Genomic DNA, 26,822 nt, shown 5'->3' with positions numbered 1-26,822 from the left:
GCTTCATGATCTACACCGAGGCTTTCACGATTAACGCGGGCGGGCCGCAGGGTGCGACGACTTTCATCTCGCTCGAACTGGGAGAGGACATTCGCAGCTTCACCTATGGCCGTGCCGCCGCGCGTGCGATGCTCGATTTCCTGATCGTGCTGAGCGTCGCATGGGCGTTCATCCGCATACGCGCCGGGCGCGACACCTCGCCGGAGACGACCCGATGAAGATGACGCGAATGCGCCCATCAATTCTGCTCGGCCTCGCCTTCGCAGCTCTGGCCCTCTTCATCCTGCTGCCCTTCGTCCAAACGGTGCTGTTGAGCTTCACGCTGACGCTGCCGCGCGAGGGATATCGCGAGGGACAGGCGACGCTGATCAACTATGCCACCGTCTTCGCACGCCCCGACCTGCGCGATGCAATCTGGAACTCGCTTGTCTATGTTCTGCTCAACGTGGCGCTCTGCCTCGCCGCCGGACTGCCCGCAGCTTACGCGATTGCGCGCTTCCGCTTTACCGGCGATCGCCACATTCTCTTCGCGCTGATCGCCTTTCGCCTGACGCCGCCCGTCGTGCTGTCGCTGCCGATATTCATTCTCTTCGCCCATGTCGGACTGGTGAACAGCCCGGTCGGGATCGCGCTGGTGCATTGCGTGTTCAACCTGCCGATCGCGATCTGGATCCTCGAGAGCTTCATCGCCGCCGTGCCGCGCGAATTCGACGAGACCTGTTTTCTCGACGGCCATTCCTTCGGCCATTTCTTCGTCGGAAAGCTGATCCCGGTGATCGCGCCGGGGATCGGCGTGACCGTCTTCTTCTGCTTCATCTTCTCTTGGGTGGAGGTAGTCTTCGCGCGCATTCTGACGGTCACTGAGGGCAAGCCGATCACCATGGCGATCAGCGCGCTGTTCGGCTTTCAAACGGATATCGGGCTGGTGATGGCGATGACCGTTGTCTCGCTGATCCCGGGTGTCGCGATGATCTGGTTCGTGCGTAATCACATCGCACGGGGATTTGTCATTCGCACCTGAAGCTCAGAATGCGGCGCGCAGAATGTCGCTCAGGACATATTCGCTCAGCGGCACGGGATTCGCGGCCATGGAGGAGCTGGACCGCGACAGCCGCGCGGTCTCCTCGATCTCATCCGGATCGACACCCATCGCGCCAAGCCGGGGCAACCCCCATTCGTCGATCTGCCGCTCCAGCGCCGTGAAAGCGTCAGCCGGCGCAACCGCCAGCCCCTCGCCCAGCCAGCCCGTCACCTCGTGGAATCGCGCGGACATCGCGGAATCGCCCGCCACGGCGGCACGGTTCGCCTGAAGCACTCCGGGCAGAAGCCGTCCGCAGATCGCCCCATGGGCCGCACCGCTCCGACCACCGATCACGCCCGCGAAACCATGCACCGCGCCGAGGCCCGCATTGCCCAGAGCGACGCCGCCAAACAGGCTCACCCGCGCCATGTCGTCTCGTGCATCCGTGCTCTCCCGCGCCATCAGCTGGACCAGCGCATGGATCGCGCGCGGGATCGCATCGCGGCAAAGCGCGTCGGTCAGAATATTCGCACGACTGCAGAGATAAGGCTCGATCACCTGCGTCAGCGCGTCCAGCCCCGAGGCCAGCGTGACCGCACGCGGGCAGCGATCGGTCAGCGCCGGATCGACGATCGCGAGCGAGGCCATCATCCGATCGTCGCGCAGGCTGACCTTGCGGCGGTGTTCGGGGAACTGGATCACCGCATTGCGGGTGGCTTCCGCTCCGGTGCCGGCGGTAGTAGGGATCGCGACAAACGGCAGCGGCGGCGCGCTTAGCGGGCGCCCCTCCCCGACCAATTCAAAATGCACGATCGGATCGCTCGCAGCGGGGATCAGAGCCGCCAAAGCCTTGCCCAGATCAAGCACCGCGCCGCCCCCGACCGCAACGACACAATCGGGGCGCATCTCGCGCAACCGACCGAGCGCATCACATAGATCCGGATAGCTCGGCTCGCCGCGACTGACGATCACCTCGACCGTCCGGCCCGCCTCGCGCAGAGTATCTTCCAGCGTGTCGGCCCAACCGACCGAACGCCCGCGCACGAGCGCTACACGCGCCCCGTAGCTCGCGATCAGCTCCGCGCCCGCATGCCGCTCGTCGCGCCCGAAGAGAATGCGGCCGGGAAAGCGCAGAGCGAAGTCCATCAGACCGGCCTCGCCGCCGCGATGGTGGCCTCGACCGCCTTTTTCCACGCGGCGTAGCGGGCTTCGCGTGTGGCCTCGTCCATCTGCGGGGCGAAGTTGCGATCGAGCGCCCAGCCTTTGGCGAACTCTTCCGGCTCGGGGTAGAGACCCGCCCTGTAACCTGCAAGCCAGGCCGCGCCGAGGGCAGTCGTCTCCAGCACTTCGGGCCGGTCCACTGGTGCACCGAGGATGTCGGACAGGAACTGCATCGCCCAATCCGACGCCGTCATGCCGCCATCGACCCGCAGGGTCGGGCGCGCGTCGTCGGACCAATCCGCCTGCATCGCCTCCAAGAGATCGCGGGTCTGGAAACCCACCGATTCCAGGGCCGCGCGGGCGAACTCTGCCGGGCCAGAGCTGCGGGTCAGGCCGAAGACTGCGCCGCGGCAATCGGGGTTCCAGTAAGGCGCGCCGAGGCCGGTGAAGGCGGGCACGATGATCACGTCCTGCTCGGGGTCGGACTGCTCGGCCAGCGCCTGCGTCTGGTCGGCGGCCTCGATGATCTTCAGCCCGTCGCGCAGCCATTGCACCACCGCCCCCGCGACGAAGATCGAGCCTTCGAGCGCATAGGTCACTTTGCCGTCGAGCTGGTAGGCGATGGTGGTCAGCAGCCGGTTCTCCGAGCGCACCATCTGATCGCCGGTATTGAGCAGCGCGAAGCAGCCCGTGCCGTAGGTCGATTTCAGCATCCCCGGCTTGAAGCAGGCCTGCCCAACCGTCGCCGCCTGCTGGTCGCCCGCGACGCCGAGGATCGGGATTTCCGCGCCGAACAGGTCCGCTTGCGTGACACCGAACTCCGCCGCGCAATCCTTCACTTCCGGCAGCATCTCCATCGGCACGCCGAGTTTCTTCGCGATGGTCGTCGACCAGCGCCCTTTCGCGATATCGTAGAGCATCGTGCGCGCGGCATTCGTGGCATCAGTGACATGCGAGGTGCCGCCCGTCAGTTTCCAGATCAGCCAGCTGTCGATGGTCCCGAAGGCGAGCTTGCCCGCCTCGGCCTTATCCCGCGCGCCGTCGACATTCTCCAGAAGCCAGCGCAGTTTCGTGGCCGAGAAATAGGGATCGATGATCAGCCCGGTGCGCGCGGTCACGGTCTCCTCGAACCCGTCCTCGCGCAGGGTGCGGCAGAATTCGGCGGTGCGGCGGTCCTGCCAGACAATGGCGTTATGGATCGGCTTGCCGCTCTCGCGGTCCCAGACCAGCGTCGTCTCGCGCTGGTTGGTGATGCCGATGCCGGAGATGTCCGCCGCGGTCACACCGGCCTTCTCGATGGCGCCGCGCACGGTCGTCAGCACGCTCTCCCAGATTTCCTCGGCATCGTGCTCCACCCAGCCCGAACGCGGGAAATGCTGCGTGAATTCCTGCTGCGCGCTCGCCACCGGGCGCAGCGCGCCGTCAAAGACGATCGCCCGCGACGACGTGGTGCCTTGGTCGATTGCCAGAATATAGCTCGCCATCAATCCTACCGTTCTCTTTCTGGCGATGACCTCTCCATCCAGGGCATGGCGAGAAAGAGAACGAGGCGATGCCGCGGCACCGCCTCGCCTCGTTTCAGTTATTCATTCCAGCTTTTCACGAGCTCGTCGTAATCGACGGTGATCGGCTTTTCGCTCTCGTTGTCCAGCTTCAGCTTGGGCGATTGCGAGCCATGCTCGACCGAATAGTTATGCCACCATTCGAGATCGTGCTTCTCGGCCATTTTCGGACCCTTGTCGCCTTGGACACCCGCACGCTCGAGACGCTCGAGCACCTTTTCCTGTGCTTCGCAGAGCGAGTCCATGGCTTCCTGCACGGTTTTCGCACCCGAGGACGCATCCCCGATATTCTGCCACCACAGCTGCGCCAGTTTCGGATAATCCGGCACGTTGGTGCCCGTAGGCGTCCACTGAACGCGGGCGGGCGAGCGGTAGAATTCGATCAGACCGCCCAGGTCGGGCGCGCGATCGGTGAAGCTCTTGTCCTGAATCGTGCTTTCACGAATGAAGGTCAGACCCACTTGGCTCTTCTTCACGTCGACGAGTTTGGACGTCACAAACTGAGCATAGAGCCACGCGGCCTGTGCCCGCTCGAGCGGAGTCGATTTCATCAGCGTCCACGAACCCACGTCCTGGTAGCCGAGCTTCATGCCCTTCTCCCAGTAGGCGCCATGCGGGGACGGTGCCATGCGCCATTTCGGCGTACCATCCTCGTTCACGACGGGCAGACCCTTCTTCACCATGTCGGCGGTGAAGGCCGTATACCAGAAAGCCTGCTGAGCGACCTCGCCCTGTGCCGGAACCGGACCTGCCTCGGAGAAGGTCATGCCTTCGGCAGACGGCGGAGCATAGTTCTTCAGCCAGTCGATATATTTCTGCACGGCGTAAACCGCCGCCGGACCGTTGGTCGCGCCGCCACGATCGACGCAGGAGCCGATCGGCTGATCCTGCTCGTTAACGCGGATGCCCCATTCGTCGACCGGCTTGCCGTTCGGTAGGCCCTTGTCGCCTTCGCCGGCCATCGACAGCCACGCATCGGTGAAGCGCCAGCCGAGCGAGGGGTCCTTCTTGCCATAGTCCATGTTGCCATAGACCTTCTTCGGACCGCCGATATAGGACATGTCGCGCCCGGTGAAGAACTTGGCGATATCCTCATAGGCCGACCAGTTCACGGGCACGCCGAGATCGTAGCCGTATTCGTCCTTGAAGTCCTTCTTGGTCTTCTCGTCGTTGAACCAGTCGTAGCGGAACCAGTAGAGGTTCGCGAATTGCTGGTCGGGCAGCTGGTAGAGCTTGCCGTCCGGCCCGGTGGTGAAGCTGAGGCCGATGAAATCCTCGAGGTCGAAATAGGGATCGGTGACCGCTTTGCCGTCGCCTTCCATCCAATCGGTCAGATCGCGAACCTGACCATAGCGCCAGTGCGTCCCGATGAAATCGGAGTCGTTGACATAGGCGTCGTAGATATTCTCGCCCGTCTGCATCTGGGTCTGGATCTTCTCGACGACGTCGCCTTCCTGAATCACGTCATGGATCACCTTTATCCCGGTGATCTTCTCGAACCACGGCGCGAGCGTCTTCGACTCGTAGGCGTGGGTCGTGAGCGATTCCGAGACCACGTGGATCTCCATGCCCTGATAGGGCTTCGCCGCGTCGACGAACCATTGCAGTTCCTTTTCGGCATCGGCTTGCGACAGTGTCGTCATGTCGCCGATTTCCTGCTCGAGGAACTGCTTGCCCGCCTCCATGTCGGCCAAGGCTGGTGACGCGACCATTAGCGCAAGCGCCATCGCGGTAGTTAAACGCAGTCTCATAGTTTCTCCTCCCTGAGTTTTTGCGTTGTTTGTCTTGGATCAGACCCAGCGGAACACGGCCGCCGCCCAGACGAAGCTGAGGATCAGCCCGCCCCAGACCGGCGCTCCCGCCATGCCCAGCCAGATCAGATTGATGAAAGCCGCCCCGAGCAGGCTGATGAACAGCCGGTCGCCCCGGGTCGTCTCGATACGAAGGATGCCGACGCGCGGCGTCTCGGGACGTTTGACCCCGATCACGGTGAAGATCACCAACAAGAGCGCAATCACCGCGAAGAATAATGCGGTCGGCCATGTCCATGCCATCCAGCTCATAGTGCTACCTCCTCAGACGCGGCCCAGGGCGAAGCCCTTGGCGATGTAGTTGCGCACGAAATAGATCACGAGCGCCCCGGGAATGATGGTGAGAACCCCAGCGGCTGCGAGCAGCCCCCAATCCACCCCCGAAGCGGAGACGGTACGGGTCATGGTCGCCCCAATCGGCTTGGCCGCGACCGATGTCAGCGTGCGCGACAGCAGCAGCTCGACCCAGGAGAACATGAAACAGAAGAAGGCAGCGACCCCGATGCCGGATGCGATAAGCGGCATGAAGATCTTGATGAAGAAACGCCCGAAGGAATAGCCGTCGATATAGGCGGTCTCGTCGATCTCCTTCGGAACCCCGCGCATGAAGCCTTCGAGAATCCAGACTGCGAGGGGCACGTTGAACAGCGTGTGCGCCAGCGCCACCGCGATATGCGTGTCGAACAGCCCGATCGAGGAATAAAGCTGGAAGAACGGCAGGGCGAAAACCGCGGGCGGCGCCATCCGGTTCGTCAGCAACCAGAAGAACAGGTGTTTGTCGCCCATGAAGTTGTAGCGCGAGAACGCGTAGGCGGCAGGCAGCGCGACGGTGATCGAAATCACCGTGTTCTGGACCACGTAGATGAGCGAATTGACATAGCCCATGTACCAGCTCGGATCGGTGAAGATCTTGACGTAGTTTGCGAAAGTCAGATCGTGCGGCCAGAGCGAAAAGCTCGACAGGATCTCCTCGTTGGTCTTCAGGCTCATGTTCAGAAGCCAGTAGATCGGGATCATCAGGAACAGCAGGTAAAGCGCCATGACGATCGGTTGTGATTTCAGTCGCATCACTTGCCCTCCGACTTCTCGATATTGGTCATCACCGTGTAGAAGGCCCAGCTCACCAACAGGATCACGAGGAAATACATCAGCGAGTAGGCCGCGGCGGGACCGAGGTCGAACTGCCCCAGCGCCATCTTCACGAGGTCGATCGACAGGAAGGTGGTGGAGTTGCCGGGGCCGCCGCCGGTGACGACGAAGGGTTCGGTGTAAATCTTGAAACTGTCCATGAAGCGCAGCAGGATCGCGATGGTCAGCACGCCCTGCATCTTCGGCAGCTCGATGTAGCGGAAGATCTTCCAGCGGCTCGCCTGATCGATCTTGGCCGCCTGGTAGTAGGCGTCCGGAATGGATTGCAGCCCGGCATAGGCCAGAAGCGCGACCAGCGACGTCCAGTGCCAGACATCCATCACAACGATGGTGATCCAGGCATCGCGGACATTTGCGGTGTAGTTGTAGTCGATCCCCATCGCGTCGAGCGAATATCCCAGGAGACCGATATCCACGCGCCCGAAAATCTGCCAGATCGTGCCGACCACGTTGAACGGGATCAGCAACGGCAGCGCCATCGTCACCAGGCAGAACGAGGCCCAGGCACCACGCTTGGGCATGTTGAGCGCAACGAACACCCCGAGCGGCACCTCGATCGCGAGGATGATCGCCGAGAACATCGTCTGCCGCCCGAGCGCGTTCCACATGCGATCCGAATGCAGCATCTCATCGAACCATTCGAGCCCGGCCCAGAAGAAGACGTTGTTTCCGAACGTGTCCTGAACCGAATAATTCACCACTGTCATCAGTGGGATCACCGCCGAGAAGGCGACCAGCAACAGGACCGGCAGAACCAGCCACCAAGCGCGGTTATTCTGTGTCTTTTCCATCAGCTTGCCTCCCCGATCGGTGCGACGCGCCAATTGTCGGCGTAAATGTTGATCTGTTCGGGTGCGAGGATCAGCCGGTTCGCATCTGCGGGCACCGGCGCCCCCTCGGGCACGGAGATATTCAGCTCCGTCCCGGCAGCCCGGGCCCGGACGATCCGGTGGCGTCCGACATCCTCGACGCGCTCGATCTGCACCGGCAGACCATCTCCCTCATCCGAGAGCGCACAGAATTCCGGACGGATGCCAAGCTGGACGCGACCTTCCAATGGCCCATTCGAATAGGCCGCGCCCAGCGGGATCTCGTAGCCGTCGATGACGGCCCGCGATCCCGACACCTTGGCCTCTAGGAAATTCATTCCGGGAGAGCCAATGAAGTAACCCACGAATGTATGCGCGGGCCGCTCGAACAATTCCTTCGGCGTTCCCATCTGCACGACCCGGCCTTCGGACATCACGACCACCTTGTCGGCGAAGGTCAGCGCCTCTGTCTGGTCATGGGTGACGTAGATCATCGTGTGCCCGAACTCGCGATGAAGCGCTTTCAGCTGCGTGCGGAGTTCGAACTTCATATGCGGGTCGATGACGGTCAGCGGCTCGTCGAAGAGGATCGCATTGACGTCCTCGCGCACCATGCCGCGCCCGAGGCTGATCTTCTGCTTGGCGTCCGCTGTCAGGCCGCGTGCCTTGCGCGAAAGCACCTCCTCCATCCCGATCATAGCGGCGATCTGGTCGACCCGCGCCTTGATGTAATCGGCTCTCATGCCGCGATTTTTCAGGGGAAAGGCTAGGTTGTCGCGCACCGTCATCGTGTCGTAGACGACGGGAAACTGGAACACCTGAGCGATATTTCGTTCCGCCGTCGCTGCGTGGGTGACGTCCTTTCCGTCGAAAAGGATCCGTCCCTGCGAAGGTTGCAGCAGTCCCGAGATGATGTTGAGAAGTGTAGATTTTCCGCAGCCCGAGGATCCCAGAAGCGCATAGGCGCCGCCGTCGTCCCAGATATGATCGAAGGGTTTGAGCGCCCAGTCATCCTCCGAACTCGGATCGGGCAGATAACTATGCGCAAGATTGTTCAAAGTGATTTGTGCCATTGTCTTCCCCCTCAAGCCGCCTGCGCATATGCGGCCGGAACCGCCAGAGATCCGTCCTCTGAGAACAGGTAAATCCGATCGGTATCTACCGCGATCACCACTTCGTCGCCCGTGCCGAGGTCATAGACGCCAGGGATCAAGGCGACCCAGGACTGGTCGCCGTGACGCAGATGCAGATAAGTCTCCGATCCCGTCACCTCGGTGCCGGTCAGCTGGCAGCGGAATTCGAGCGCGTTGCCATCCCCGCCCTCGCGCGCCAGGTGGACGTGATTGGGCCGGAAGCCGGCGATGTAGCGCCCTGCCTCGAGCTGCGCGAAACCGCCGTCGGCCGGCCAGCGCGCCTCTCCGCCGAAAACGAGACGGTGACCGTCGCGCGCGACGTCGACGAAATTCATCGGCGGATCCGAGAAGACCCGCGCCGTAATCTGGTCGCGCGGCTGGCGGTAGACCTCGGCGGTCGGGCCGAACTGCGTGATCCGCCCCTCCCAGAGCGTCGCGGTATTGCCACCGAGCAGCAGTGCCTCTTCCGGCTCGGTCGTGGCGTAGACGAAGATCGCGCCGGAAGCTTCGAAGATTTTCGGAATTTCGACACGCAACTCTTCGCGGAGCTTGTAGTCGAGATTGGCCAGCGGTTCGTCGAGCAGCACGAGCCCCGCGCCTTTTACGAGCGCCCGCGCCAGCGCGCAGCGTTGCTGCTGGCCGCCCGACAGCTCCAGCGGTTTGCGCTCGAGCATCGGCGTCAGCTTCATCATCTCGGCGGTCTCGCGGACGCGCCGGTCGATCTCGGAGGCCTCGCGCTTCTGCAGTCGCAGCGGCGAGGCGATGTTGTCGTAGACACTCATCGCCGGGTAGTTGATGAATTGCTGGTAGACCATCGCCACCTTGCGGTCCTGCACCCGCGCGCCGGTGACGTCCTCGCCCTCCCAGAAGACTCGGCCGGCGCTCGGCTCATCGAGCCCCGCCATAAGCCGCATCAGCGACGTCTTGCCCGCCAGCGTCGGCCCGAGAAGCACGTTCATCGTGCCCTTCTGCAAGACGAGATCGGTCGGGTGGATATGGGTCCGCCCATCGACTACTCGCTCGACGCCTTTCAACTCCAGTGTCATGCCTGCCCCCTCATTCCGCTACCCGCGCCCTGCTGATCCGCAACTCGTGCTTTCGTGTATTCGGCCAATGTTTCGATCTCGGATGCGCTCAGACGGAGCCCGAGCTTGGTCCGGCGCCAGACGATATCGTCGGCGGTCTGCGCCCATTCCTTCTTCATCAGCCAGTCGACCTCGGCAGCACGGAGCGTCGCGCCGAAATCCTGTCCGAGATCCTCTGCCGATTTCGCATCGCCAAGGATTTCGCGCGTATCGAGCCCGTAATGACGCAGCATCCGCTCCGCCCATGCCGAATCCAGGAACGGATACTCGCGCATGATTTCGCCAAGAATTCGATCGGTCTCGGTCGGCGCGAACTCTCCGCCCGGCAAGGATGCGCGCGCAGTCCATTCCCCGGGCATATCCGGGAAATAATGCGCGAGCTTTGCCAGCGCGCCTTCGGCCAAGCGGCGATAGGTCGTGATCTTTCCACCGAACACGTTGAGCAGCGGAAGCCCCGCCTGATCGTCCAGCGAGAGCACGTAGTCGCGCGTCGCCGCCGTCGCCGAAGACGCCCCGTCATTATAGAGCGGCCGCACGCCCGAATAGGTCCAGACGATGTCGTCCCGGGTCACCGGCGTCTTGAAATAATTCGACACGAAGGCGCAGAGATAATCTTTCTCGGCGTCGGTGCAGACGGCTTCGCCCGGCGGCCCCTGATGATCCTGATCCGTGGTACCGATAAGCGTGAAATCCTGCTCGTAGGGGATCGCGAAACAAATCCGGCCATCCTCGCCCTGGAAGAAATAGCAGCGGTCATGGTCGTAGAGCTTGCGCGTGACGATATGGCTTCCACGGACCAAGCGGATCGACTCCCGCGTGTTGATCCGCACCGTGTTGGTGATCACGTTCTCGACCCAGGGCCCCCCGGCATTCACCAGCGCGCGGGCGTAGTGTTCGCGACGCCCTTCCCTGCCTTCGGTGGTGACATGCCAAACCCCGTCGCGCCGTTCGGCTGCGACGACCTTCGTGCGGGTCAGGATCGTGGCGCCGCGCGCCTCCGCATCCCGGGCGTTCAAGACGACCAGACGCGCATCCTGAACCCAGCAATCCGAATACTCGTAGGCAAGACGGAACCGCTCTTGCAGCGGTCGACCCGCCTCGTCCTCGGAAAGATCGAGAGTTTCCGTTCCGGGAAGCAGATTGCGCCCGCCAAGATGGTCGTAAAGAAAAAGGCCCAGCCGAATGAGCCAGGCCGGGCGGCGCCCTTTCATCCAGGGCATGATCCGCGAGAGCAGACGCGACGTGGGCGTGTCGCTCTCGAAACGCATGTCGGCGCTGTAGGGCAGCACGAAACGCATCGGCCAGCTGATATGGGGCATGGCGTTCAGGAGTACTTCGCGTTCGCGCAACGCCTCGCGCACCAGCCTGAATTCGAAAAACTCGAGATAGCGCAAGCCACCATGGAACAATTTGGTCGACGAAGACGAGGTCGCCTGCGCGAGATCGCCCATTTCCGCAAGCGTAACCGACAGTCCGCGCCCCGCAGCGTCCCGGGCGATACCGCACCCGTTGATGCCGCCGCCGATCACGAAAAGATCGGTCACCCGGTCGTTATTTTCGAAAGCTGGCACAGACGATCCTCCCTCGCTGCGCCTACAAACGTGAGCGATTCGTTACTTTCTGTCAAAAGTTTTTTCGTTTTTGATCGTTTTTCGGCGTTTTTCTGGATTTTCGCGGGTAATAGCGCGATCCCGCAAATCGCGCGAAGCGCCCGGGCGACACGGGCGTGACACGGGCGTGAAGCTGTGGCAGGGGACTTCCAAGGAGGCCGCATGGCGCTAAATTTTCGACAGAACGAAATTCTCGAAATTGCGCGCACCGACGGGCGTGTCGTGGTCGAAACGCTGGCCGAGCATTTCAATGTTTCGCTGCAGACGATCCGTCGCGATTTGTCGGAGCTATCCGACGCAGGACATCTCGACCGCGTTCATGGTGGCGCCGTCATCCGGAAGGGCGTCGTCAATTTCGATTACGAAGAACGGCGCCGGATGGGTGCGGATGCGAAAGCGGCCATCGGTCGGGCCTGCGCCAAGGAGATCCCCGATAACAGCTCGATAATCCTTAACCTCGGCACCACGACCGAGGCTGTGGCGCGCGAACTCTGCCATCATTCGAACATTACCGTTGTCACGAACAACAGCAATGTCGCCAATACCTTACTGGCGAACGAGAGTTGCGAGATCATGGTGGCGGGCGGCAACCTGCGTCGGTCGGATGGCGGGCTGGTCGGCGACCTGACGGCCGATTTCATGAGCCAGTTCAAAGTGGATTTCGCGGTGATCGGCGTCTCGGCACTCGATGACGAGGGCGATTTGCTCGACTACGATCTCGCCGAAGTCCGAGTCAGCCGGACAATCATACGCCAGGCACGCAAGGTCTTCTTGGTCACCGACAGTTCGAAGCTGACGCGCTCCGCTCCGGTGCGGCTCGCCTCGCTCGAAGAGATCGACACGATCTTTACAGACGCGCCGCTCTCCGATGCGCTGACCAAGCGCTGCGCGGAATGGAACACCAAAATCGTCGTCGTCTAAGGGCCGCGCTGAACGCTCCTGAGCAGAAGCACCGCCTGCGGAAAGAACCCGCGTTCGTGTAGACGGACATTCCCTCGATTGAGCAGATCTTCGTCCCGGATCTTTTCGCAAACTGGCGCACGGATATAGCGGGATCGTGCCAGAGAACTTGAGCCGCGCAATCCGTCAATTGAAGCCCTAAGGCGTCGAAATCGAATGGAGCGGCGTGACGATCACCGATGCGGAAAGTCTTCGCGCTTTCGCCAAGCCCGCGCGGCTGATCGACGATCCCTGTTCCTGAAGATCATCGATACCGTCTTCGAAAAAGCAAAGCGGCAGGAGCTTCCCCCTGCCGCTCCACCTCCCGGCAAGTCGTGTGGCGAACGCCGACCGGTTCACACGGAACATCACATCGCTCAGCCATCTTGCCGGGAACTCCGGTCCTGTGTTGCAGGAAAGATCATTCCTGAACGCCGCGCGGCAAGGCGCTGCGCGTATCGTCACTCTTCTCTTCGGACAGCCCCCGGAAGAAGTGATGCCAAGCGAGGGCGGCATGGCCCTTATTGTTCGCAAGCTCGGTGGTCTGGGGTTTCCTGCCCGCAGGCATTTTTTCGACAGCCATGTTCGGCCCTCCATTTTATCCCGGAGAAATACTCGGGGAACTCCTCTGGGTGACCGGAGTCTCCGGTCAACTTCGCGGTCTCTCCTCGCGAGAAGGCGGCGTTGCGGCGCGTTCGTCGATCCGTGGCAATCGGGCCGCGCGTATGCGTGCGGTCGGAGCCGCTTTTTCTCGGCATTGTCCTCACGGATGAGCCGCACTGCAGCGTCCGTCTTTTCCGGAGCGGTGGTCGGGCGGGCTGGCGCCCGTCGCGACCGGTATCGATTTCGTAAGTCCCGGCTTGCCCGTGATGGAGCTGCGAGAGGCCCGCGCTTCAGAGCCGAGATATGAACGAAAATACCCCGTCCGCCGGTCTTCGCTTCGATAAAGCCGAAGCCTATTGTCCGGTTGAACCGTCTCACGATGCCATTGGCCGTCGTGGCGCCTCTTCACGCAGAGGCCGTCCGCAGAATGCGACAGCCAGACTCAGCCGCTTCGACGAGGCAGACTGTAGCCAAGAAGATAGACAGGTTGCAGAAGGGAATAACGTTGCTCGTCATACTTACGCGACGCTGGCTCTTTTTGCAAAGCAAATAGGGGGCATGCCCCGGCCCTCATCTCTCGACCTTTCAGGGCACGGAATTATATCCTGCACAATCAAACCGTTGCGCAAAAACTCCGACGCGTTCGGGCAATTGCCTCGTAATTCGGGGGCAAATCGCTTATATGTAAATTCGAAAATCTTAATTCTCGGACCCTGTTCCTCCCGGCTCAGCGACGATCTTGAGCTTTGTCGGGCCGCAGCTTTTCAAAGGCGGCATCAAGGAAAAGGAGCCTCACATCGGCCAATCGTGGCGTGACGCCGTTCGAGCAGACCAACCCCTCAGCCACCATATCGAGCTGACCTTGGTCGCCACCGCTATTTCCGCCCCTCGCGACCTCCGGGAGAGCTTCGCGTACCAAAGGGGCCGGATCGTGACCTTCGCGCATCGAAGCCGACACGTCATGATCCGCTCGGAATACCAGATCAGCGCGCCAACGCGCGCCAACCCAATTCACCGCATAGCGCCGGCTTCGCCCGCCTATGCCTCCGTGATCGCGCGACCGTTGAAATCGGTGCTGTCACGGACACTTGGAAAGATACGAACCTTGATCGAAATTTACTGGGGCAAACCCATCTCCCTCGTCGTGTCGCCGAAAGGCGACGTCAAGTCCTTCAGCACCATCGAACAGGTGCATTACTGGTTGCGCAAGAAATGGCCGGTCAGCGACCTCGCGCAGAGCCGCGCGATTGACCGCGTCGAAGCGGCAATGGAGTGTCTGGGCACCGTGGCCGACGCGCGCAGCGCCTTCCTTGGTGCCGCAACCACTGCCGGATTCTTGCCATCGGAAACCTTGGATCATTCGATTGCAGCCTGATCAAACACCACATACGGCGCCGCGGGCGCGACAGGATCGGGAGAGATCGGCGCCTCGGCTGGAAGGCCTGCGCTCGAAGCTCTTCGACGCGCTCTTCGGTACGTGGACTGCACTGCAAGCCCCGATGATCCCGGTCCTCGCGCTGGCTCGGCGACCGCGGCTCGTGCGCGCCGCGGTCCGGTTCTGGACCGGCGGGGTCTTCGCGCTCGCACGCGGGGTTCTCAGGTTGCGCGTGCAGGAGCAAGGGCTCGAGAACAAGCATCTCGACAGCCCTTGCATCTACGTCTGCAACCACCAATCCACCTGGGAGACGCTGGCCTTCAACCGGCTCGTGCCCGATGTCTGCGTCATCGCGAAACACGAGTTGCGGCGTATCCCGATCTTCGGCTGGTACCTCGAACATTCGCCGATGATCCTGATCGACCGCAGCGCGGGCGGACGCGCCCTCGCCGGGATGATCACTCAGGCGCGCGAAGAGGCCGCCAAGGGCCGCTCGATTTTGATCTTTCCAGAAGGGACGCGGGTCGGCGTGGACGATCGCTGCGAGTTCCAGCCCGGCCTTATCGCGCTTTATCGCAAGCTCGGCCTGCCGATCGTCCCCGTCGCGCATAATGCCGGCCATGTCTGGCGCAAAGACGCGAAGACCGGCGGCACCATCACTGTGGCCTACTTCCCGGCGATCCCCCCCGGCCTCCCCGCGGCAGAGGTCAGCGCGCAGGTCGAAGCGCTTCTCAACGTCGAGAAGGACCGCCTACCCCCCGCGCGACCCTGAACGAATAGGCTAAATGTGTCCTGCGTTTCTTGCGTGGGACCGGCCTCTCCCTTGGCGCCCGCGAAGAGCGGGCCTCACAATGAGAGGCCCCTATTCTTGAAATGAATACAAAAACGCATCGCGGCGCCTATGGCCGATGGTCTGTCATCGGCTGCCCGCGAACAGAAGAGCCAGACGGCTCAGCGCCCATCCGCTGTCCCGAGTCAAAAGCCATAGCATTTTAATCGGGATTTCTTGACCCAAGTGTTTTTGTCGGTTATTCGGACACCGAACAGACAAGCAGGAACATCATGACTCGCATTTCACGCATTCTTCCCGCGCTTTTCGTGCTCGCCTGCGCGCCGGCGCTGGCCGTGGCGGACGAGACAATCCCGACGATTACCCTGACCGACGGGGTCGTCTCGCCGCAGCAGATCGACCTTCCCGCGGATACCGCCGTGACGCTGACCGTCTCGAATACCGGCAAGACCGCAGCCGAGTTCGAGAGCAAGCGCCTGCGGATCGAGAAGATCATCGCGCCGGGCCAGACTGAGACGATCGAACTCCGGGCGCTGCCGGCGGGCAGCTATCCCTTCGTCGAGGAATTCCACGAGGATCAAGACACCGCCAAGGGCACGATCGTCGTCAAGTAACCCACCAACCCACGAGAGAATGTCATGGACGGACAGATCATCTTCATCCTGTGGCGCGAGAGCGTCGAGGCGCTTCTCGTCATCGGCATTCTCGCGGGATGGCTCGCACATGAAGGCGCCGGGCGACGCGCGGCGCGCTTCCTCTGGGGTGGCGTTCTGACCGGGCTGGCGCTGGCGCTGGCCTTCGCGCTGACGCTGCTGGGCTTCTCGAAACTGCTGTCGACCGAGGTCCGTCAGGACCTGATGACGGTGATGGTCTTCGTCGCCGCCGGGCTGATCGTGCAGATGGTGGTCTGGATGCGCGGCCACGGCCGCACGCTGAAACGCGATCTCGAGGCCGGGCTGAAGGCCGCCGCGATACGTCAGGGCTGGTGGGCGGTTTTCCTACTCGCGATGGCGGCGGTAGCGCGCGAGGGCTCGGAAACGGTAGTATTCCTCTACGGCTCGCTCGCCGCGGCGAAGCAGAGCGAGATGACCGGCGTTCTCGCCTCGATCGCGGTCGGTGTGGCCGCGGCCGGAGCGACTTATGCGCTGCTGCGGGCCGGCGCGAAGTTCCTGCCGTGGCGCGGCTTCTTCCGGGTGTCCGAGGTGATGCTGCTCCTGCTGGGCGCTGCGCTCTTCACCACCGGCGTGGATGATCTCGTCTCGACGGGCATCCTGCCCTTCGGCGCGCCACTCTGGGACATGAGTGCGCTGCTCGATGACGGGGGCCGTCTTGGCGGGCTGATCTCGGCGCTGACCGGTTACCGTGCCGCGCCGGACGCCGCGACGCTGGGCGGCTGGATCGTCTACTGGGCGTCGGTCGCAGGTATCCTGCGCTGGCAGAGCCGCAGCTTACAAGCCCGTCTGGCCTGAGGCCCATCCTTACAATTCGCATTTTTTTGCCCCGGCCGGGATTATTCCCGCGCCGGGGTCGTCTTCTTCCCTACAGGACCCAAACCCGAGAGGAGAGGAAGATGAAACGTTTTCTGCTGACCACTGCCGTTTTGCTGGCCGCGAGCATTGCGCAAGCCGATCCCGCCAGTGTCACCGACACCGCCAAGGGGCCGACGCTCGTCGACTCCGCGGGCATGACGCTCTACACCTTCGCCAAGGACAGTGAGGGGATGTCCGCCTGCACCGGGCCCTGCGCCACGAACTGGCCGCCGCTGATGGCCACCGCCGAAGATCAGGCGATGGGCGACTGGAGCGTGATCACCCGCGACGACGGCACGAAGCAATGGGCTTACAAGGGCCAACCACTGTATACTTGGAAGAATGACACGAAGCCGGGCGACGTGACCGGTGACGGCGTCGCCAACGGCGCGTGGAAAGTCGCTCAGCCCTGACGCAATCCCCGGGCGGTATCGCATTGACGCCGCCCGGTCGAACAAGGCCTGCCCATGTGACCCGTCGCACCCGCCACCTGATCGAGGCGCAGATTCCCGCGCTGCGCCGCTTCGCCTTCGCGCTGACCCGCGAGCGCGACGCGGCGGACGATCTTGTGCAGGACTGTCTCGCGCGGGCGCTGACGCGCTGGCACCTGCTGCGTTCGGAAGACCAGTTGCGGGCCTGGCTGTTTCGCATCCTGCGGAACCTTTACCACGATGCGCATCGCCGTCGCATCCGCCGCCCCGAGGGCGGGGCGCTCGATCCCGACGGGCTCGCAGGGCGCGATGCTGATGCCGAAACGGTCGTCTTTCTCGGCGACGTGTTCAGTGCGCTCGCTCGCCTGCCGATCGAGCAGCAGGAGGTACTTCTCTTGGTCGGAGTCGAGGATTTCAGCTACGAGGCGGTCGCCCGGATTCTTGGCCTGCCGAAGGGTACGGTGATGTCGCGCCTCGCCCGGGGACGCGAGGCGCTGCGCGAGATGACTGGCCATGACCGCCCCGATCGCACGCGCCACCCCCATCTGCGGAGGCTCAAATGACCGATCCCCATGCAGATCCCATCATGCGAAACGAGGCGGAGGTGCACGCCTATCTCGATGGCCGGCTCGCTCCCAAAGATCGCGCCCGGATGCAGGCCAAGCTCGCGGCGGATCCGGCGCTGGCGCAGCGGCTGTCCGCGATGCGCGCCGATCGCGACGCGCTGCGCGCAGCCCTCGCGCCGGTCCACGCCGCGCCTATCCCTGCGCGGCTGCGCCTCGCTGCGCCCGCGGGGGCAGGCTGGGTTCCGAGGGTAGCGGCGGCTATCGCGCTCTTCGCAGCGGGGCTTGGCGCCGGTTGGGGGCTAGCGCGGCAGGGCGGCGGATCCCCCCGCGCTCCGCTGACCGAACTCGCCCGCGAGGCGCAGGTCGCCCACGCGGTCTATTCGGTGGAGGTCGTCCACCCGGTCGAGGTCGCAGCGCAGGAGCGCGCGCACCTGATGGCGTGGTTGTCGAAACGGCTCGACCGCAAGCTGGTCGCCCCGGACCTGTCGGCGCAGGGCTACACACTCGTGGGCGGACGCCTGTTGCCTGCCGATCAGGGTCCCGCCGCGCAGCTGATGTATGAAACCCAAGCAGGCGCGCGCCTGACGCTCTATGTCACCGCGCTTTCCACTGGAGAGACCGCATTTCGCCTGACCGAAGGGGATGGTGTCGCGAGTCTCGTCTGGGTCGACGGCGGCTACGGCTTCGCCCTCTCCGCGCCGCTGAGCAGCGCTGCACTCTGGCCGATGGCCAAGGCCGCCTACCGACAGCTCGCCTTCACCGGATGAACGACGTGCGCAAGGGACCGTCCGAGCGCGCCGTTGATCTGCCTCAATGTCGCGAACTCGTCAGAGGTGTATCGAGGCGGAAACGAACCCGTGGAGGCGATTATGACGAAACTTTCTCTTTTCACTGCATTTCTCGCACCCCTTGCCCCGGCCGTGGCTTTCGCCGACGCCCCGAGCGGCTATGGAGAGGGATATTATGGTCATCCCATGATGTGGGGCGACGGTTACGGCTTCTTCGGTGTCGGCATGATGGTGGTATTCTGGGGGGTACTCATTCTCCTTGCCGTACTTGCCGTGCGCTGGTTCACGGAACGCGGACCGGGCCGGAGCCAGAACACCGCGCTCGACATTCTCAAGGAACGTCTCGCGAAGGGGGAAATCGACCCCGAGGAATATCAGGCCCGCCGTAAGGCGCTCGAAGAATGACCGGGCTGCGCGCGCGGATCGCGACGGATCGCATGGAACGCAGGACCGTTTCACGCTATTCCTGAGCCCATGCTCGCCATCCTCGCTGACAGAACTTATCGCCATCTCTTCGCCGCTCAGATCGTTGCGCTTCTGGGCACCGGGCTCGCCACGGTTGCGCTCGGGCTGCTGGCCTTCGATCTGGCGGGAGATCAAGCGGGCATGGTGCTTGGCACGGTCTTCACGATCAAGATGGTGGCCTATGTCGGGATCGCGCCGGTGGCAGGCGCCTTCGCCGACAGGGTAAACCGACGGGCGCTTCTGGTCACGCTCGACCTCGTCCGGGCCTTCGCGGCGCTGGCGCTGCCGTTCGTGACCGAGGTCTGGCAGGTCTATGTGCTGATCTTCCTTCTCCAATCGGCCTCCGCCGCCTTCACCCCGACATTTCAGGCGACGCTGCCGGATGTGCTGCCGGAAGAAGAGCGCTACACTCGCGCGCTGTCCCTGTCCCGACTGGCCTACGACCTCGAGAATATCGTCAGCCCGACGCTCGCGGCGCTGCTGCTTGCGGTGATGAGCTATAACAGCCTGTTTCTCGGCACGGTCGCGGGGTTCGCGGGTTCGGCGCTGCTGGTTGTGTCGGTGATCCTGCCGAGCCCGCAGGCAGCAACCCGGCGCGGCATCTATGACCGGACCACGCGCGGCATTCGGATCTACCTTGCGACGCCACGGCTGCGGGGACTTCTGGCGGTGAATCTCGCCGCCGCTGCGGCGGGTGCGATGGTGCTGGTGAACTCGGTGGTGCTGGTACGCGGCGGGCTCCACCTGTCGGACAGCGATCTGGCCTGGACGATGTTCGCCTTTGGGGCGGGGTCGATGCTGGCGGCCCTCGGCCTGCCCCGTATCCTCGAAAGCATAGCGGACCGCCCGGTGATGCTGTCGGGCGCAGGCGTGATGATCGGCGCGCTTCTCGGCCTTGCCTTAGCAATCTCGACGGCCGGGCTGAGCTGGCCCCTGCTTCTCGCAGCATGGCTGGCGACGGGCTTGGGCTATTCGGCCGTGCTCACTCCGTCGGGCCGATTGCTGCGACGCTCCGCGCATCCCGAGGACCGCCCCGCCCTCTTTGCGGCGCAATTCGCGCTGAGCCATGCCTGCTGGCTGGTGACCTATCCGCTCTCCGGCTGGCTGATGACGGAGTTCGGCGCGGTCCCGGCATTGCTCGGTCTCTCGGGCGTGGCGATGCTCGGGCTGGCCGTCGCGCTGCGCGTCTGGCCCTCCGGCGATCCGGTCTCGCTGGAGCATCGCCACGACAATCTCGCGCCGGATCACCCGCATCTGCAGGGCCAACGCACCCATCGCCATCCGCTGGTGATCGACGACCTCCACCCGCATTGGGGCAACCGGTTCTGAGGCTCAATCGGCCAGCTTGATCGGCCCGCGCTCGGGATAGAGATCGCCGGGTCCGGGGTTTTCCTCGGGGCTGCGTCCGCCGAGATGCGTCATGATCCCCCACACCGCGTTGAGAGATGTCTGCACCGCGCCCTCGACCCAGGCGGGAGTCCAGCTGACACCGTCCCCGGCGAGGAAGACGCCCCTCTGGCTCGCCGCCATGCCTTGTTGCATGAAGTGGCCGTAAATGCGGTGGTTGTAGCGGTAGTGACCCGGCAGCGCGCCCTTGAAGGCCCCGAGGAAGTTTTCGTCCGCCTCCCAGCTCACGCAGATCGGCTGGCCGCGGATATGCGAGGCAATGTCGACGCCGGGGTAGATTTTCCCTAGCGCCTGCAGAGACAGCTCGACCCGGCGTTCCGCACTGAGCGGCAGCACCTTGAGCGCGTCGCTCATCCAGGCGTAGCTGAGGCAGATCACGCCGGGGCGGTCGGGCCCGTTATCAAAGAAATAGGTGCCGCGCGTCAGCCTGTCGGTCAGCGTCATCGACATCAGCGGTTCGCCGGTTTCCGGGTCGATGTCGTTCCAGAACGGCCGGTCGACCATGACGAAGGTCTTCGCGGCCTGCATGTAGCGGGTCCGGTCAAGCGCCATCCACATCTTCTGATCGAACAGGTCCTCTTCGGTCTCGATCGCCGTCGTCAGCAAGTGCGTCTGGCACGTCGCGAGCACCGCGGCATAGTCGTCCTCGTTGCCCCACTGGTCGCGCAGCCGGATCATCTCTCCGGCGCGGCTCAGCGCGGTCGCCCGGCTGCGCGTCGCGCCGCCATGCAGGCTCGCGAGCGTCGTACCCTCGGGCCAATGCGCGCAGGCCGGCGCCGCGTTCCACAGGCGATGCAGGACAGTCTCGACACCGCCCACGATATAGCGCTGGTCATCGTCGAGCCCGAGCAGATTTACCCGCAGGATCTCCAGCATCGAGTTCGGGAAGTCCGAATCCCAGCCGCCGGTGCCGAACCCGACCTGACCGAAAATCTCACGATGCGAGAAATCGAGCTTTTGGAACGCCTCCGAATGGGCCACGAAATCGTAGAAGGTGCGCTCGTCCCAATCTTTGACAAGCGGATCCCAGATCGCCTTGATCGCGGCCACATCCTTGGCGCGCACCGCGGCTTGCAGGTCGGGGAAGGCCGCCTGACTGCGCAGCGCTTCGTCATAGGCTTGCGCGATCTGGTGGAACCCCTCGGGCAGGTCGTCGAGGCTGCGTGCGAAATGCCTTTCGCCTTCAAGCTCGATGACGGTCGATCCGGCGGCGGGCGTCAGCGGGTTCGGAAAGGGGCGGCTCTCGCATCCGACAAGATCGACGTAATGGTAGAACCCCCGCGAGGACACGGGAAAGCGCATCCCGCCAAGCTCCGCGACGACCCCGTCCGTCCCTTCGAAGCTCTGCGAACGCAACCGCCCGCCGAATTGCGAGGACTCGTAGACCACTGGCCGCAGACCGAGCTTCATCAATTCGTAGGCCGCGATGACCCCGGCCGCCCCGGCGCCGATGATGGCGACCGGCGCGCCCAGCACATCCTTGGGCAGCGTACCGAGACCCGCGGGGTGACTGATCCAGTCCTCGTAGGAAAAGGGAAAATCCGGGCCGAAGGCTGTCAGTTCCTGCATCGCTGTCTCCTGTTGCGCCAAACCTCACCGTCGCCGACCGCAGCGGTAGAGAACACCTCCACGAGAATATCGGCCTGTGCAAGCGAGTAGCAGTTTTTCCGCCGCCCTTGCGAGGACTTCTCGGGGCAGACCTTCAACATCCTGAGATCGGTCGTGCGCGCTCAACCCGGATCGCGGTGTTGCGCCCGGCACAAGATGAAGGGCAGCGCGAGAGGCGTCGCGCTGCCCTATTTCGCATGAGTGGATCGGGGCTGCCCGGAGTGTCAGCCGGGCGGTGCCATTGGGCCTGCGGCCTTGACGGCGGCGATATAGCCGGGCTGCGCCTGCAAGGCGCTCCAGTAGGCGCCGACCTTGGGATGCTCTCCCAGCAGATCGAGCCGCGCCAGCAAGGCGATGACATAGGACATCTGGATATCGGCCAGCATCGCCCTCTCGCCGAAGAGCATTGGCCCGGTACCGATCGTCCGCCCGATGAAATTGAGATGAGAATTGAGCGCCGCCTGCGCCTCTGCGGGCACCGGCTTGCCCCGGAAGGCGGGCAGGACCGCCCGCAGCGCAACCTCGGCAAACGAGCTTTCGACATAATCCAGCAGTTCTTCGTGCTGCCAGAATTCCGGCGTACCACGCGGCGGCGTATGGGTCTCGTCACCGTATTTCGCGACGAGGTAACGCAGGATCGTCGCGGATTCCGCGAGTATCCGGTTGCCGTCCTCGATCACCGGCGACTTGCCCAGCGGGTGAACCCGCGACAGGGCCTCCGGCGCGCGAAAATTCTCGGTGCGCTGATAATCGACCCGGTGGCAGGGCTCGCCCAGATCGGCGAGCAGCCACAGCACGCGGGTCGCGCGGGAATAGTGCAGGGCGTGAAGGGTGATCATGGCAGGAACACCGCTTTTGCGTTGACGAATTCCTTCATGCCGAAGCCGCCATGCTCGCGGCCGTAGCCCGAATCCTTGACGCCACCGAAGGGCATGTTCGGATCGGCAGTCCCGAAAGAGTTGATCCTCACCATCCCGGTGTCGAAGTGATCGCGAGCGAGCTTGAGCGCACGGTCTTCGTCCTTGCTGAAGATCCCGCCGCCAAGGCCATATCGGCTGTCATTGGCGATGCGCATCGCATCCTCGTCATCCTTGGCGCGGATCACCGCTGCGACGGGGCCGAATATCTCGTCGTCATAGGCGGGCATCCCGGGAGCCACATCGACCAGCACCGTCGCGGGGTAGTAGGCGCCGGTGATATCCGGGGCCTCGCCGCCGCAAAGCGCCTTCGCCCCTTTGGCGAGGCTCTGTTCCACCTGCTCCTTGACCATCGCGAACTGGTCGTCGCTCGAAAGCGGACCAAGCTGGACGTCGTCCTTGGTGGGATCGCCCATCTTGATCGCCTTCATCTGCTCCACGAAGGCCTCGACGAACGCGTCATAGACCTTGTCCGCGACGATGAACCGTTTCGCCGAGACGCAGGTTTCGCCGTTATTGTACAGCCGCCCCATCACGGAGAATTTCACCGCCGTTTCGATATCGGCATCTTCCAGAACGAGGTAGGCATCGTTGGAGCCCAGCTCCAGCACGGTCTTCTTCAGTGACTTCGAGGCGACGCTTCCGACGTGGCGGCCCGCGTCGTCGCTACCGGTCAGGGTCACACCGCGCACCTTGGGATGCGCGATCAATTTGTCGCTGGTGTCGTGGTCGATCAAAATGACCTGGAAGAGGTCCTCGGGCAGCCCTGCCTCGATACACAAGTCGCGCAGGCGCAGGCCCGAGCCGGTGCAGATACTGGCATGTTTGAGTACGCAGGCATTGCCCGCCATCAGGTTCGCCGCGAGCACCCGGATCGGCTGGTAAAGCGGGAAGTTCCACGGCTGGATCGAGTAGATCACGCCGATCGGCTGGTAGGTCACGACACCGCGCGATCCCTCTGTGCCGTGGGTACGCTCCTCGTCGGCCAGCGCGTGGGGGCCGGTCTTCGCGGTATAGTCGAGGATCGCGGCACAGATCTCGACCTCGGCCTTGCCGTCCTTCAGCAGCTTGCCGGTCTCGCGCGTCATCAGCGCGGCCAGCTCATCCGCGTTCTCGCGGAGCTTTTCTGCGATCTTGGTCAGGTAGGGCGCGCGCTCGGCGGGCGTCCGCGCGCGCCAATCCAGAAAGGCGGAATGCGCGGCCTCGACCTTCTCGAAGGCCTCGGCCTCGCTCATCAGAGGATAGGTCTTGATCGTCTCGCCCGTTGCGGGGTTGGTGGTGGTGATCGTTGACATGGGGACTCCTTCGATTTCAAAGGGGCCAACTTTCGCCGCGGGCAGGAGTTCCAGCGCCCGTCGCGGCAGCGCAGGCTTTCGCGGGCCTCACCGGTCAAATCCCCCCGCACAAATGTGCGGGCCACCGATATTCGCCAGTCGCTCGCGGCGATGCCGGACACGCGAACCGACAAGACGTCGCGTCGCACGCGGTCGCCGCGCGGGCGCCCCGCTCTATCTGGCAAGGCAAGCGCGGACGGTGCGGGCGCAATCTCCCGGAGCTCCGTTCGCGACCCGACCCGAGTTTTCACCCCAAATCAGGCATCTGGAGATCGACATGGCGACCACTGGCAAACAACTGTTCACGACGCTGGAGGCGGACGGCACACTCACCGTCGCGATCGAGGACGTGGATTTCCCCGACCCAACCGGCAATCAGGTTCTCGTCAAAATGGAGGCGGCTCCGATCAACCCCTCAGACCTCGCCATCCTCGTGGGCGCGGCGGATATGGAGAACGCCGCGTATTCCCCCGGCAAATTCGTGGCCAAGATGCCCGAGCCGTTCAACGCGGGCTCGAAAGCGCGGCACGGTCTGAAGCTGCCCGCGGGCAACGAGGGCGCAGGCACGGTCGTCGCAACCGGCGACAGCGACGCGGCGAAAGCGCTTATGGGGCAGCGCGTCTCCTGCGTGCCGGGCAACGCCTATAGCCAGTATTGCATCGCCGATGCGGAGATGTGCCTGCCGCTGGGCGATCATTCCTCCGAAGATGGCGCGAGCGCCTTCGTCAATCCGATGACCGCGCTCGGCTTCGTCGAGAACGCCAAGATGGACGGGCAGGATGCGATCCTGCACACGGTTGGCGCGTCGAACCTCGGGCAGATGTTGACGCGCATCTGTCAGGAGGACGGTCTCGGTCTGGTGAATATCGTTCGCAAGGACGATCAGGTCGATCTGCTCAAGAAGATCGGCTCCACCCATGTCGTGAACTCCTCGGATGACGATTTCATGGAACGGCTTCGCGATGCGATCGACGACACCGGAGCCTTCTACGGCTTCGATCCGATCGGCGGCGGCCATGCGGTCGACAACGCCTTCAAGGCGATGGAGCAGGTCGCGGTGAGCCGGATGACGGAATATTCGCGCTACGGCTCGAACCAGCCGAAGCGGATGTTCATTTACGGACGTCTCGACACCGGCCCGACGACCCTCTCGCCGAGCTACGGCTTCGGTTGGACGCTCTCGGGCTGGCTGCTGTTTCCGTTCCTGCAATCGGCCGGGCAAGAGACCGTCGCGCGGATGCGCAAGCGAGTGCGCGACAATCTCACGACCACCTTCGCAAGCCATTACAAGACCCGCGTCAATCTCGACGAGATGCTGACGAAAGAGGCCGTGACCGATTACCGGAAAACGAAGACCGGCGAGAAATACCTCGTGACCCCCTGGTCCTGAGCCTCTGATCCTGACGATGCGTCGCCGGAGTAGCCCTGATCCGATCGGGGTCGCTTCGGCGTCGAACAAATGAGGGTTAGATCGTAATCTGCCTTGCGCGCGCTCCGCATCAGCTCGAATTGTCGAGAATGTCGCGAGGCAATCCGAGCACGAGCGCGATCGCCGCCAGTTTCAGCGCGCAGGGCACGAGCGCATAGCTGACATTGAGCGCCGAGAGCGCCGCGCCGGTGTTGCCTGCGCCGGGCTGGTATCCGAAATATTGAAGCAACGGCAACACGGTCCCGGCGGCGATCGCCAAAGTCGCCTTGGCGCTGAAATTCCAGATCCCGAACGCCTGCCCCGCTTGCAGCCCCGCACGCGACAGCGCTGACGCGAAAAGCGCCGATAGGATCACCATATCCGCTCCGAGCGCGACACCCGACCCGATACAGATCGCCGCGAACGGTAAAGCGGCCCCGGTCGGCAGGCTGAAGGCGCCGACGAAGCTCACGATTGCAAGAACCATCGCGACCAGCAGCACCCGGCGGGCGCCGAACCGTCTGGCGAGACGTCCCCATAGAGGGGCACTCGCCCCGGCGGCTATGAAGAACAGGATAAGAAATGGTCCTGCCAAGTCCGGCAAGCCAAGCCGGTCCCCCACGAAGAACAGAAACAGCGTCGATGTCACGGCCACCGGCAGGCTGTTGACGAAGGCCAGCAGCAAGAGCCAACCCGCGCCTGACCCGATGAGTCCCCGCCAGTCCAACCGCGTCGAGGCGAGTTGCGTCTTGCGCCAAAGCGGCCGCGCCAACGCGACCGCGATCAACGACAACAGCGCGATCAGCCAGCCGAAAGGCCGGTAGCCATCCGATTGATCGTGGAGCGTCGAAAGCAGCGCCGGCGCGATCGCGCCGAGCGTCACCCCGATCAGAACGCCGGTTTCGCGCCAGCCGGCGAGGCTCAGCTGCGACTGGGTCCGCCCCGATCCGGCGAAAGCGGCGCTCTGGCCGTAGATCAGGATCGTCCCGAGGCTATACCCCGTGAACGCGACGACAAGCCCCCCGGTCAGCCAAAGCGCGGGACTTCCCTGCACTGGCAGAGAAAAGACCGCGACACAGCCCGCCGCCAGCAGCGCCATCGCGAGGGCCGCGAACCCCGAGCGGTACTGCGCCCAGCGGTCTGTCATCCACCCCAAGAGCGGATCCTGCAGGAAATCCACGATACGGATCAGCAGCAGGATCGCCCCGACCTGACCGAGCGACAGGCCAAGTCGCGTCGCCGCAAAACTCGGCAGGTGGATGTAGATCGGGATGCTCGCCGTCGCGAGCGCCATCGCGAGAAACCCCACGCGCCAAAAGTC

General features: G+C 63.5%; 27 protein-coding genes and 1 pseudogene (1 of these 28 only partly in view). 13 read left to right on the top strand and 15 right to left on the bottom strand.

Annotated features, from left to right (window positions below):
• Positions 1 to 218, top strand: partial view of a carbohydrate ABC transporter permease gene (locus BMG03_RS02705; RefSeq protein ID WP_244270983.1) — the final stretch only. It extends 658 nt beyond the left edge of the window; 218 of the gene's 876 nt are visible here — the last part of the coding sequence; its start codon lies beyond the left edge, outside the window; its stop codon occupies positions 216 to 218.
• Positions 215 to 1,021 (top strand): carbohydrate ABC transporter permease, encoded by an 807-nt coding sequence (locus BMG03_RS02700; protein WP_075777657.1) that lies wholly within the window; start codon positions 215 to 217, stop codon positions 1,019 to 1,021. The genes BMG03_RS02705 and BMG03_RS02700 overlap by 4 nt, the downstream gene beginning before the upstream one ends.
• A gap of 3 nt (positions 1,022 to 1,024) precedes the next feature.
• Here the strand turns inward: BMG03_RS02700 and BMG03_RS02695 are convergent, their stop codons facing one another.
• The 9 genes from BMG03_RS02695 to glpD form a co-directional block, all read right to left on the bottom strand.
• Positions 1,025 to 2,170: an iron-containing alcohol dehydrogenase gene (locus tag BMG03_RS02695; RefSeq protein WP_425275165.1), complete on the bottom strand. Its 1,146-nt coding sequence runs from the start codon at positions 2,168 to 2,170 to the stop codon at positions 1,025 to 1,027.
• The gene (glpK, locus tag BMG03_RS02690) at positions 2,167 to 3,666 is read right to left on the bottom strand and encodes a glycerol kinase GlpK (protein WP_077701069.1); all 1,500 of its coding nucleotides are present in this window, start codon (positions 3,664 to 3,666) and stop codon (positions 2,167 to 2,169) included. The genes BMG03_RS02695 and glpK overlap by 4 nt, the downstream gene beginning before the upstream one ends.
• Positions 3,667 to 3,764: 98 nt before the next feature.
• Positions 3,765 to 5,495, bottom strand: coding sequence for an ABC transporter substrate-binding protein (locus BMG03_RS02685; protein WP_075777592.1), 1,731 nt, complete (start codon positions 5,493 to 5,495; stop codon positions 3,765 to 3,767).
• Positions 5,496 to 5,534: 39 nt separating this feature from the next.
• On the bottom strand, positions 5,535 to 5,807 hold the full coding sequence (locus tag BMG03_RS02680) for a DUF2160 domain-containing protein (protein WP_075777591.1): 273 nt from the start codon (positions 5,805 to 5,807) through the stop codon (positions 5,535 to 5,537).
• A gap of 12 nt (positions 5,808 to 5,819) precedes the next feature.
• Complete coding sequence (locus BMG03_RS02675) at positions 5,820 to 6,623, bottom strand: carbohydrate ABC transporter permease (protein ID WP_075777590.1); 804 nt, start codon at positions 6,621 to 6,623, stop codon at positions 5,820 to 5,822.
• Positions 6,623 to 7,495 carry a carbohydrate ABC transporter permease gene (locus tag BMG03_RS02670; RefSeq protein ID WP_075777589.1) on the bottom strand — a complete coding sequence of 291 codons (873 nt, stop codon included), beginning with the start codon at positions 7,493 to 7,495 and terminating at the stop codon, positions 6,623 to 6,625. The genes BMG03_RS02675 and BMG03_RS02670 overlap by 1 nt, the downstream gene beginning before the upstream one ends.
• The gene (locus BMG03_RS02665) at positions 7,495 to 8,586 is read right to left on the bottom strand and encodes an ABC transporter ATP-binding protein (RefSeq protein WP_075777588.1); all 1,092 of its coding nucleotides are present in this window, start codon (positions 8,584 to 8,586) and stop codon (positions 7,495 to 7,497) included. Before BMG03_RS02665 ends, BMG03_RS02670 begins: the two co-directional genes overlap by 1 nt.
• An 11-nt stretch (positions 8,587 to 8,597) precedes the next feature.
• A complete protein-coding gene (locus tag BMG03_RS02660; RefSeq protein WP_075777587.1) occupies positions 8,598 to 9,692 on the bottom strand; it encodes an ABC transporter ATP-binding protein in 1,095 nt (364 codons plus the stop codon).
• Positions 9,689 to 11,302 (bottom strand): glycerol-3-phosphate dehydrogenase, encoded by a 1,614-nt coding sequence (glpD, locus tag BMG03_RS02655; protein ID WP_075777586.1) that lies wholly within the window; start codon positions 11,300 to 11,302, stop codon positions 9,689 to 9,691. The genes BMG03_RS02660 and glpD overlap by 4 nt, the downstream gene beginning before the upstream one ends.
• A gap of 201 nt (positions 11,303 to 11,503) precedes the next feature.
• Between glpD and BMG03_RS02650 the strand changes: the two genes are divergently transcribed.
• Positions 11,504 to 12,262, top strand: coding sequence for a DeoR/GlpR family DNA-binding transcription regulator (locus BMG03_RS02650; protein WP_075777585.1), 759 nt, complete (start codon positions 11,504 to 11,506; stop codon positions 12,260 to 12,262).
• A gap of 439 nt (positions 12,263 to 12,701) precedes the next feature.
• On the opposite strand, the gene BMG03_RS20610 is transcribed toward BMG03_RS02650, so the two are convergent.
• Together BMG03_RS20610 and BMG03_RS21245 are read right to left on the bottom strand one after the other, a co-directional pair.
• On the bottom strand, positions 12,702 to 12,863 hold the full coding sequence (locus BMG03_RS20610) for a hypothetical protein (RefSeq protein ID WP_157771540.1): 162 nt from the start codon (positions 12,861 to 12,863) through the stop codon (positions 12,702 to 12,704).
• A gap of 353 nt (positions 12,864 to 13,216) precedes the next feature.
• A pseudogene (locus BMG03_RS21245) lies at positions 13,217 to 13,261 on the bottom strand (hypothetical protein); the annotation flags it as partial.
• A gap of 361 nt (positions 13,262 to 13,622) precedes the next feature.
• On the opposite strand from BMG03_RS21245, the gene BMG03_RS20920 reads away from it, so the two are divergent.
• The 9 genes from BMG03_RS20920 to BMG03_RS02600 all read left to right on the top strand — a co-directional run bounded on the left by BMG03_RS20920 (position 13,623) and on the right by BMG03_RS02600 (position 20,156).
• Positions 13,623 to 14,258 (top strand): DUF982 domain-containing protein, encoded by a 636-nt coding sequence (locus tag BMG03_RS20920; RefSeq protein WP_244270982.1) that lies wholly within the window; start codon positions 13,623 to 13,625, stop codon positions 14,256 to 14,258.
• A gap of 124 nt (positions 14,259 to 14,382) precedes the next feature.
• Positions 14,383 to 15,030, top strand: coding sequence for a lysophospholipid acyltransferase family protein (locus BMG03_RS02635; protein WP_077701068.1), 648 nt, complete (start codon positions 14,383 to 14,385; stop codon positions 15,028 to 15,030).
• A 290-nt stretch (positions 15,031 to 15,320) separates the two neighbouring features.
• Positions 15,321 to 15,662, top strand: a complete 342-nt coding sequence (locus tag BMG03_RS02630; protein WP_075777688.1) for a cupredoxin domain-containing protein — start codon at positions 15,321 to 15,323, stop codon at positions 15,660 to 15,662.
• A 24-nt stretch (positions 15,663 to 15,686) separates the two neighbouring features.
• Complete coding sequence (locus BMG03_RS02625) at positions 15,687 to 16,517, top strand: FTR1 family iron permease (protein WP_075777687.1); 831 nt, start codon at positions 15,687 to 15,689, stop codon at positions 16,515 to 16,517.
• Between the two features lie 101 nt (positions 16,518 to 16,618).
• Positions 16,619 to 16,990, top strand: coding sequence for a COG4315 family predicted lipoprotein (locus BMG03_RS02620; RefSeq protein ID WP_075777578.1), 372 nt, complete (start codon positions 16,619 to 16,621; stop codon positions 16,988 to 16,990).
• A gap of 56 nt (positions 16,991 to 17,046) precedes the next feature.
• Positions 17,047 to 17,571 carry an RNA polymerase sigma factor gene (locus BMG03_RS02615; protein ID WP_233243071.1) on the top strand — a complete coding sequence of 175 codons (525 nt, stop codon included), beginning with the start codon at positions 17,047 to 17,049 and terminating at the stop codon, positions 17,569 to 17,571.
• Positions 17,568 to 18,341 carry an anti-sigma factor family protein gene (locus BMG03_RS02610; RefSeq protein ID WP_075777577.1) on the top strand — a complete coding sequence of 258 codons (774 nt, stop codon included), beginning with the start codon at positions 17,568 to 17,570 and terminating at the stop codon, positions 18,339 to 18,341. Before BMG03_RS02615 ends, BMG03_RS02610 begins: the two co-directional genes overlap by 4 nt.
• A gap of 102 nt (positions 18,342 to 18,443) precedes the next feature.
• Positions 18,444 to 18,767, top strand: a complete 324-nt coding sequence (locus BMG03_RS02605; RefSeq protein WP_075777576.1) for an SHOCT domain-containing protein — start codon at positions 18,444 to 18,446, stop codon at positions 18,765 to 18,767.
• A 69-nt stretch (positions 18,768 to 18,836) separates the two neighbouring features.
• Positions 18,837 to 20,156, top strand: a complete 1,320-nt coding sequence (locus tag BMG03_RS02600) for an MFS transporter (protein ID WP_075777575.1) — start codon at positions 18,837 to 18,839, stop codon at positions 20,154 to 20,156.
• A gap of 3 nt (positions 20,157 to 20,159) precedes the next feature.
• On the opposite strand, the gene BMG03_RS02595 is transcribed toward BMG03_RS02600, so the two are convergent.
• The 3 genes from BMG03_RS02595 to BMG03_RS02585 form a co-directional block, all read right to left on the bottom strand.
• The gene (locus tag BMG03_RS02595; protein ID WP_075777574.1) at positions 20,160 to 21,803 is read right to left on the bottom strand and encodes a flavin monoamine oxidase family protein; all 1,644 of its coding nucleotides are present in this window, start codon (positions 21,801 to 21,803) and stop codon (positions 20,160 to 20,162) included.
• 263 nt (positions 21,804 to 22,066) lie between these two features.
• Entirely contained in the window at positions 22,067 to 22,681 is a 615-nt protein-coding gene (locus tag BMG03_RS02590) for a glutathione S-transferase family protein (protein WP_075777573.1), read from the bottom strand.
• Positions 22,678 to 24,054 carry an NAD-dependent succinate-semialdehyde dehydrogenase gene (locus BMG03_RS02585; protein WP_075777572.1) on the bottom strand — a complete coding sequence of 459 codons (1,377 nt, stop codon included), beginning with the start codon at positions 24,052 to 24,054 and terminating at the stop codon, positions 22,678 to 22,680. Before BMG03_RS02585 ends, BMG03_RS02590 begins: the two co-directional genes overlap by 4 nt.
• A 316-nt stretch (positions 24,055 to 24,370) precedes the next feature.
• Here BMG03_RS02585 and BMG03_RS02580 point away from each other — a divergent pair, with 316 nt between their 5' ends.
• The gene (locus tag BMG03_RS02580) at positions 24,371 to 25,483 is read left to right on the top strand and encodes a zinc-binding dehydrogenase (protein ID WP_075777571.1); all 1,113 of its coding nucleotides are present in this window, start codon (positions 24,371 to 24,373) and stop codon (positions 25,481 to 25,483) included.
• A gap of 109 nt (positions 25,484 to 25,592) precedes the next feature.
• Here the strand turns inward: BMG03_RS02580 and BMG03_RS02575 are convergent, their stop codons facing one another.
• Positions 25,593 to 26,795 carry an MFS transporter gene (locus tag BMG03_RS02575; protein WP_075777581.1) on the bottom strand — a complete coding sequence of 401 codons (1,203 nt, stop codon included), beginning with the start codon at positions 26,793 to 26,795 and terminating at the stop codon, positions 25,593 to 25,595.
• Positions 26,796 to 26,822 lie beyond the last annotated feature (27 nt).

It is taken from the genome of Thioclava nitratireducens (genome assembly GCF_001940525.2).
GTDB classification, from domain to species: domain Bacteria; phylum Pseudomonadota; class Alphaproteobacteria; order Rhodobacterales; family Rhodobacteraceae; genus Thioclava; species Thioclava nitratireducens.
The sequence above is the reverse complement of the archived record's forward strand: the minus strand, read 5'-3'. Positions and strand labels throughout refer to the sequence as shown.

What these genes read in the sequence shown, in the direction of transcription:
- BMG03_RS02700 (WP_075777657.1), top strand. Translation starts at nt 215, where the DNA reads ATGAAGATGACGCGAATGCGCCCATCAATTCTGCTCGGCCTCGCCTTC.
- glpK (WP_077701069.1), bottom strand. Translation starts at nt 3,666, where the DNA reads ATGGCGAGCTATATTCTGGCAATCGACCAAGGCACCACGTCGTCGCGG.
- BMG03_RS02685 (WP_075777592.1), bottom strand. Translation starts at nt 5,495, where the DNA reads ATGAGACTGCGTTTAACTACCGCGATGGCGCTTGCGCTAATGGTCGCG.
- BMG03_RS02680 (WP_075777591.1), bottom strand. Translation starts at nt 5,807, where the DNA reads ATGAGCTGGATGGCATGGACATGGCCGACCGCATTATTCTTCGCGGTG.
- BMG03_RS02675 (WP_075777590.1), bottom strand. Translation starts at nt 6,623, where the DNA reads ATGCGACTGAAATCACAACCGATCGTCATGGCGCTTTACCTGCTGTTC.
- BMG03_RS02670 (WP_075777589.1), bottom strand. Translation starts at nt 7,495, where the DNA reads ATGGAAAAGACACAGAATAACCGCGCTTGGTGGCTGGTTCTGCCGGTC.
- BMG03_RS02665 (WP_075777588.1), bottom strand. Translation starts at nt 8,586, where the DNA reads ATGGCACAAATCACTTTGAACAATCTTGCGCATAGTTATCTGCCCGAT.
- BMG03_RS02660 (WP_075777587.1), bottom strand. Translation starts at nt 9,692, where the DNA reads ATGACACTGGAGTTGAAAGGCGTCGAGCGAGTAGTCGATGGGCGGACC.
- BMG03_RS02650 (WP_075777585.1), top strand. Translation starts at nt 11,504, where the DNA reads ATGGCGCTAAATTTTCGACAGAACGAAATTCTCGAAATTGCGCGCACC.
- BMG03_RS20610 (WP_157771540.1), bottom strand. Translation starts at nt 12,863, where the DNA reads ATGGCTGTCGAAAAAATGCCTGCGGGCAGGAAACCCCAGACCACCGAG.
- BMG03_RS02635 (WP_077701068.1), top strand. Translation starts at nt 14,383, where the DNA reads ATGATCCCGGTCCTCGCGCTGGCTCGGCGACCGCGGCTCGTGCGCGCC.
- BMG03_RS02630 (WP_075777688.1), top strand. Translation starts at nt 15,321, where the DNA reads ATGACTCGCATTTCACGCATTCTTCCCGCGCTTTTCGTGCTCGCCTGC.
- BMG03_RS02625 (WP_075777687.1), top strand. Translation starts at nt 15,687, where the DNA reads ATGGACGGACAGATCATCTTCATCCTGTGGCGCGAGAGCGTCGAGGCG.
- BMG03_RS02620 (WP_075777578.1), top strand. Translation starts at nt 16,619, where the DNA reads ATGAAACGTTTTCTGCTGACCACTGCCGTTTTGCTGGCCGCGAGCATT.
- BMG03_RS02610 (WP_075777577.1), top strand. Translation starts at nt 17,568, where the DNA reads ATGACCGATCCCCATGCAGATCCCATCATGCGAAACGAGGCGGAGGTG.
- BMG03_RS02605 (WP_075777576.1), top strand. Translation starts at nt 18,444, where the DNA reads ATGACGAAACTTTCTCTTTTCACTGCATTTCTCGCACCCCTTGCCCCG.
- BMG03_RS02600 (WP_075777575.1), top strand. Translation starts at nt 18,837, where the DNA reads ATGCTCGCCATCCTCGCTGACAGAACTTATCGCCATCTCTTCGCCGCT.
- BMG03_RS02595 (WP_075777574.1), bottom strand. Translation starts at nt 21,803, where the DNA reads ATGCAGGAACTGACAGCCTTCGGCCCGGATTTTCCCTTTTCCTACGAG.
- BMG03_RS02590 (WP_075777573.1), bottom strand. Translation starts at nt 22,681, where the DNA reads ATGATCACCCTTCACGCCCTGCACTATTCCCGCGCGACCCGCGTGCTG.
- BMG03_RS02585 (WP_075777572.1), bottom strand. Translation starts at nt 24,054, where the DNA reads ATGTCAACGATCACCACCACCAACCCCGCAACGGGCGAGACGATCAAG.
- BMG03_RS02580 (WP_075777571.1), top strand. Translation starts at nt 24,371, where the DNA reads ATGGCGACCACTGGCAAACAACTGTTCACGACGCTGGAGGCGGACGGC.
- BMG03_RS02575 (WP_075777581.1), bottom strand. Translation starts at nt 26,795, where the DNA reads ATGGCGCTCGCGACGGCGAGCATCCCGATCTACATCCACCTGCCGAGT.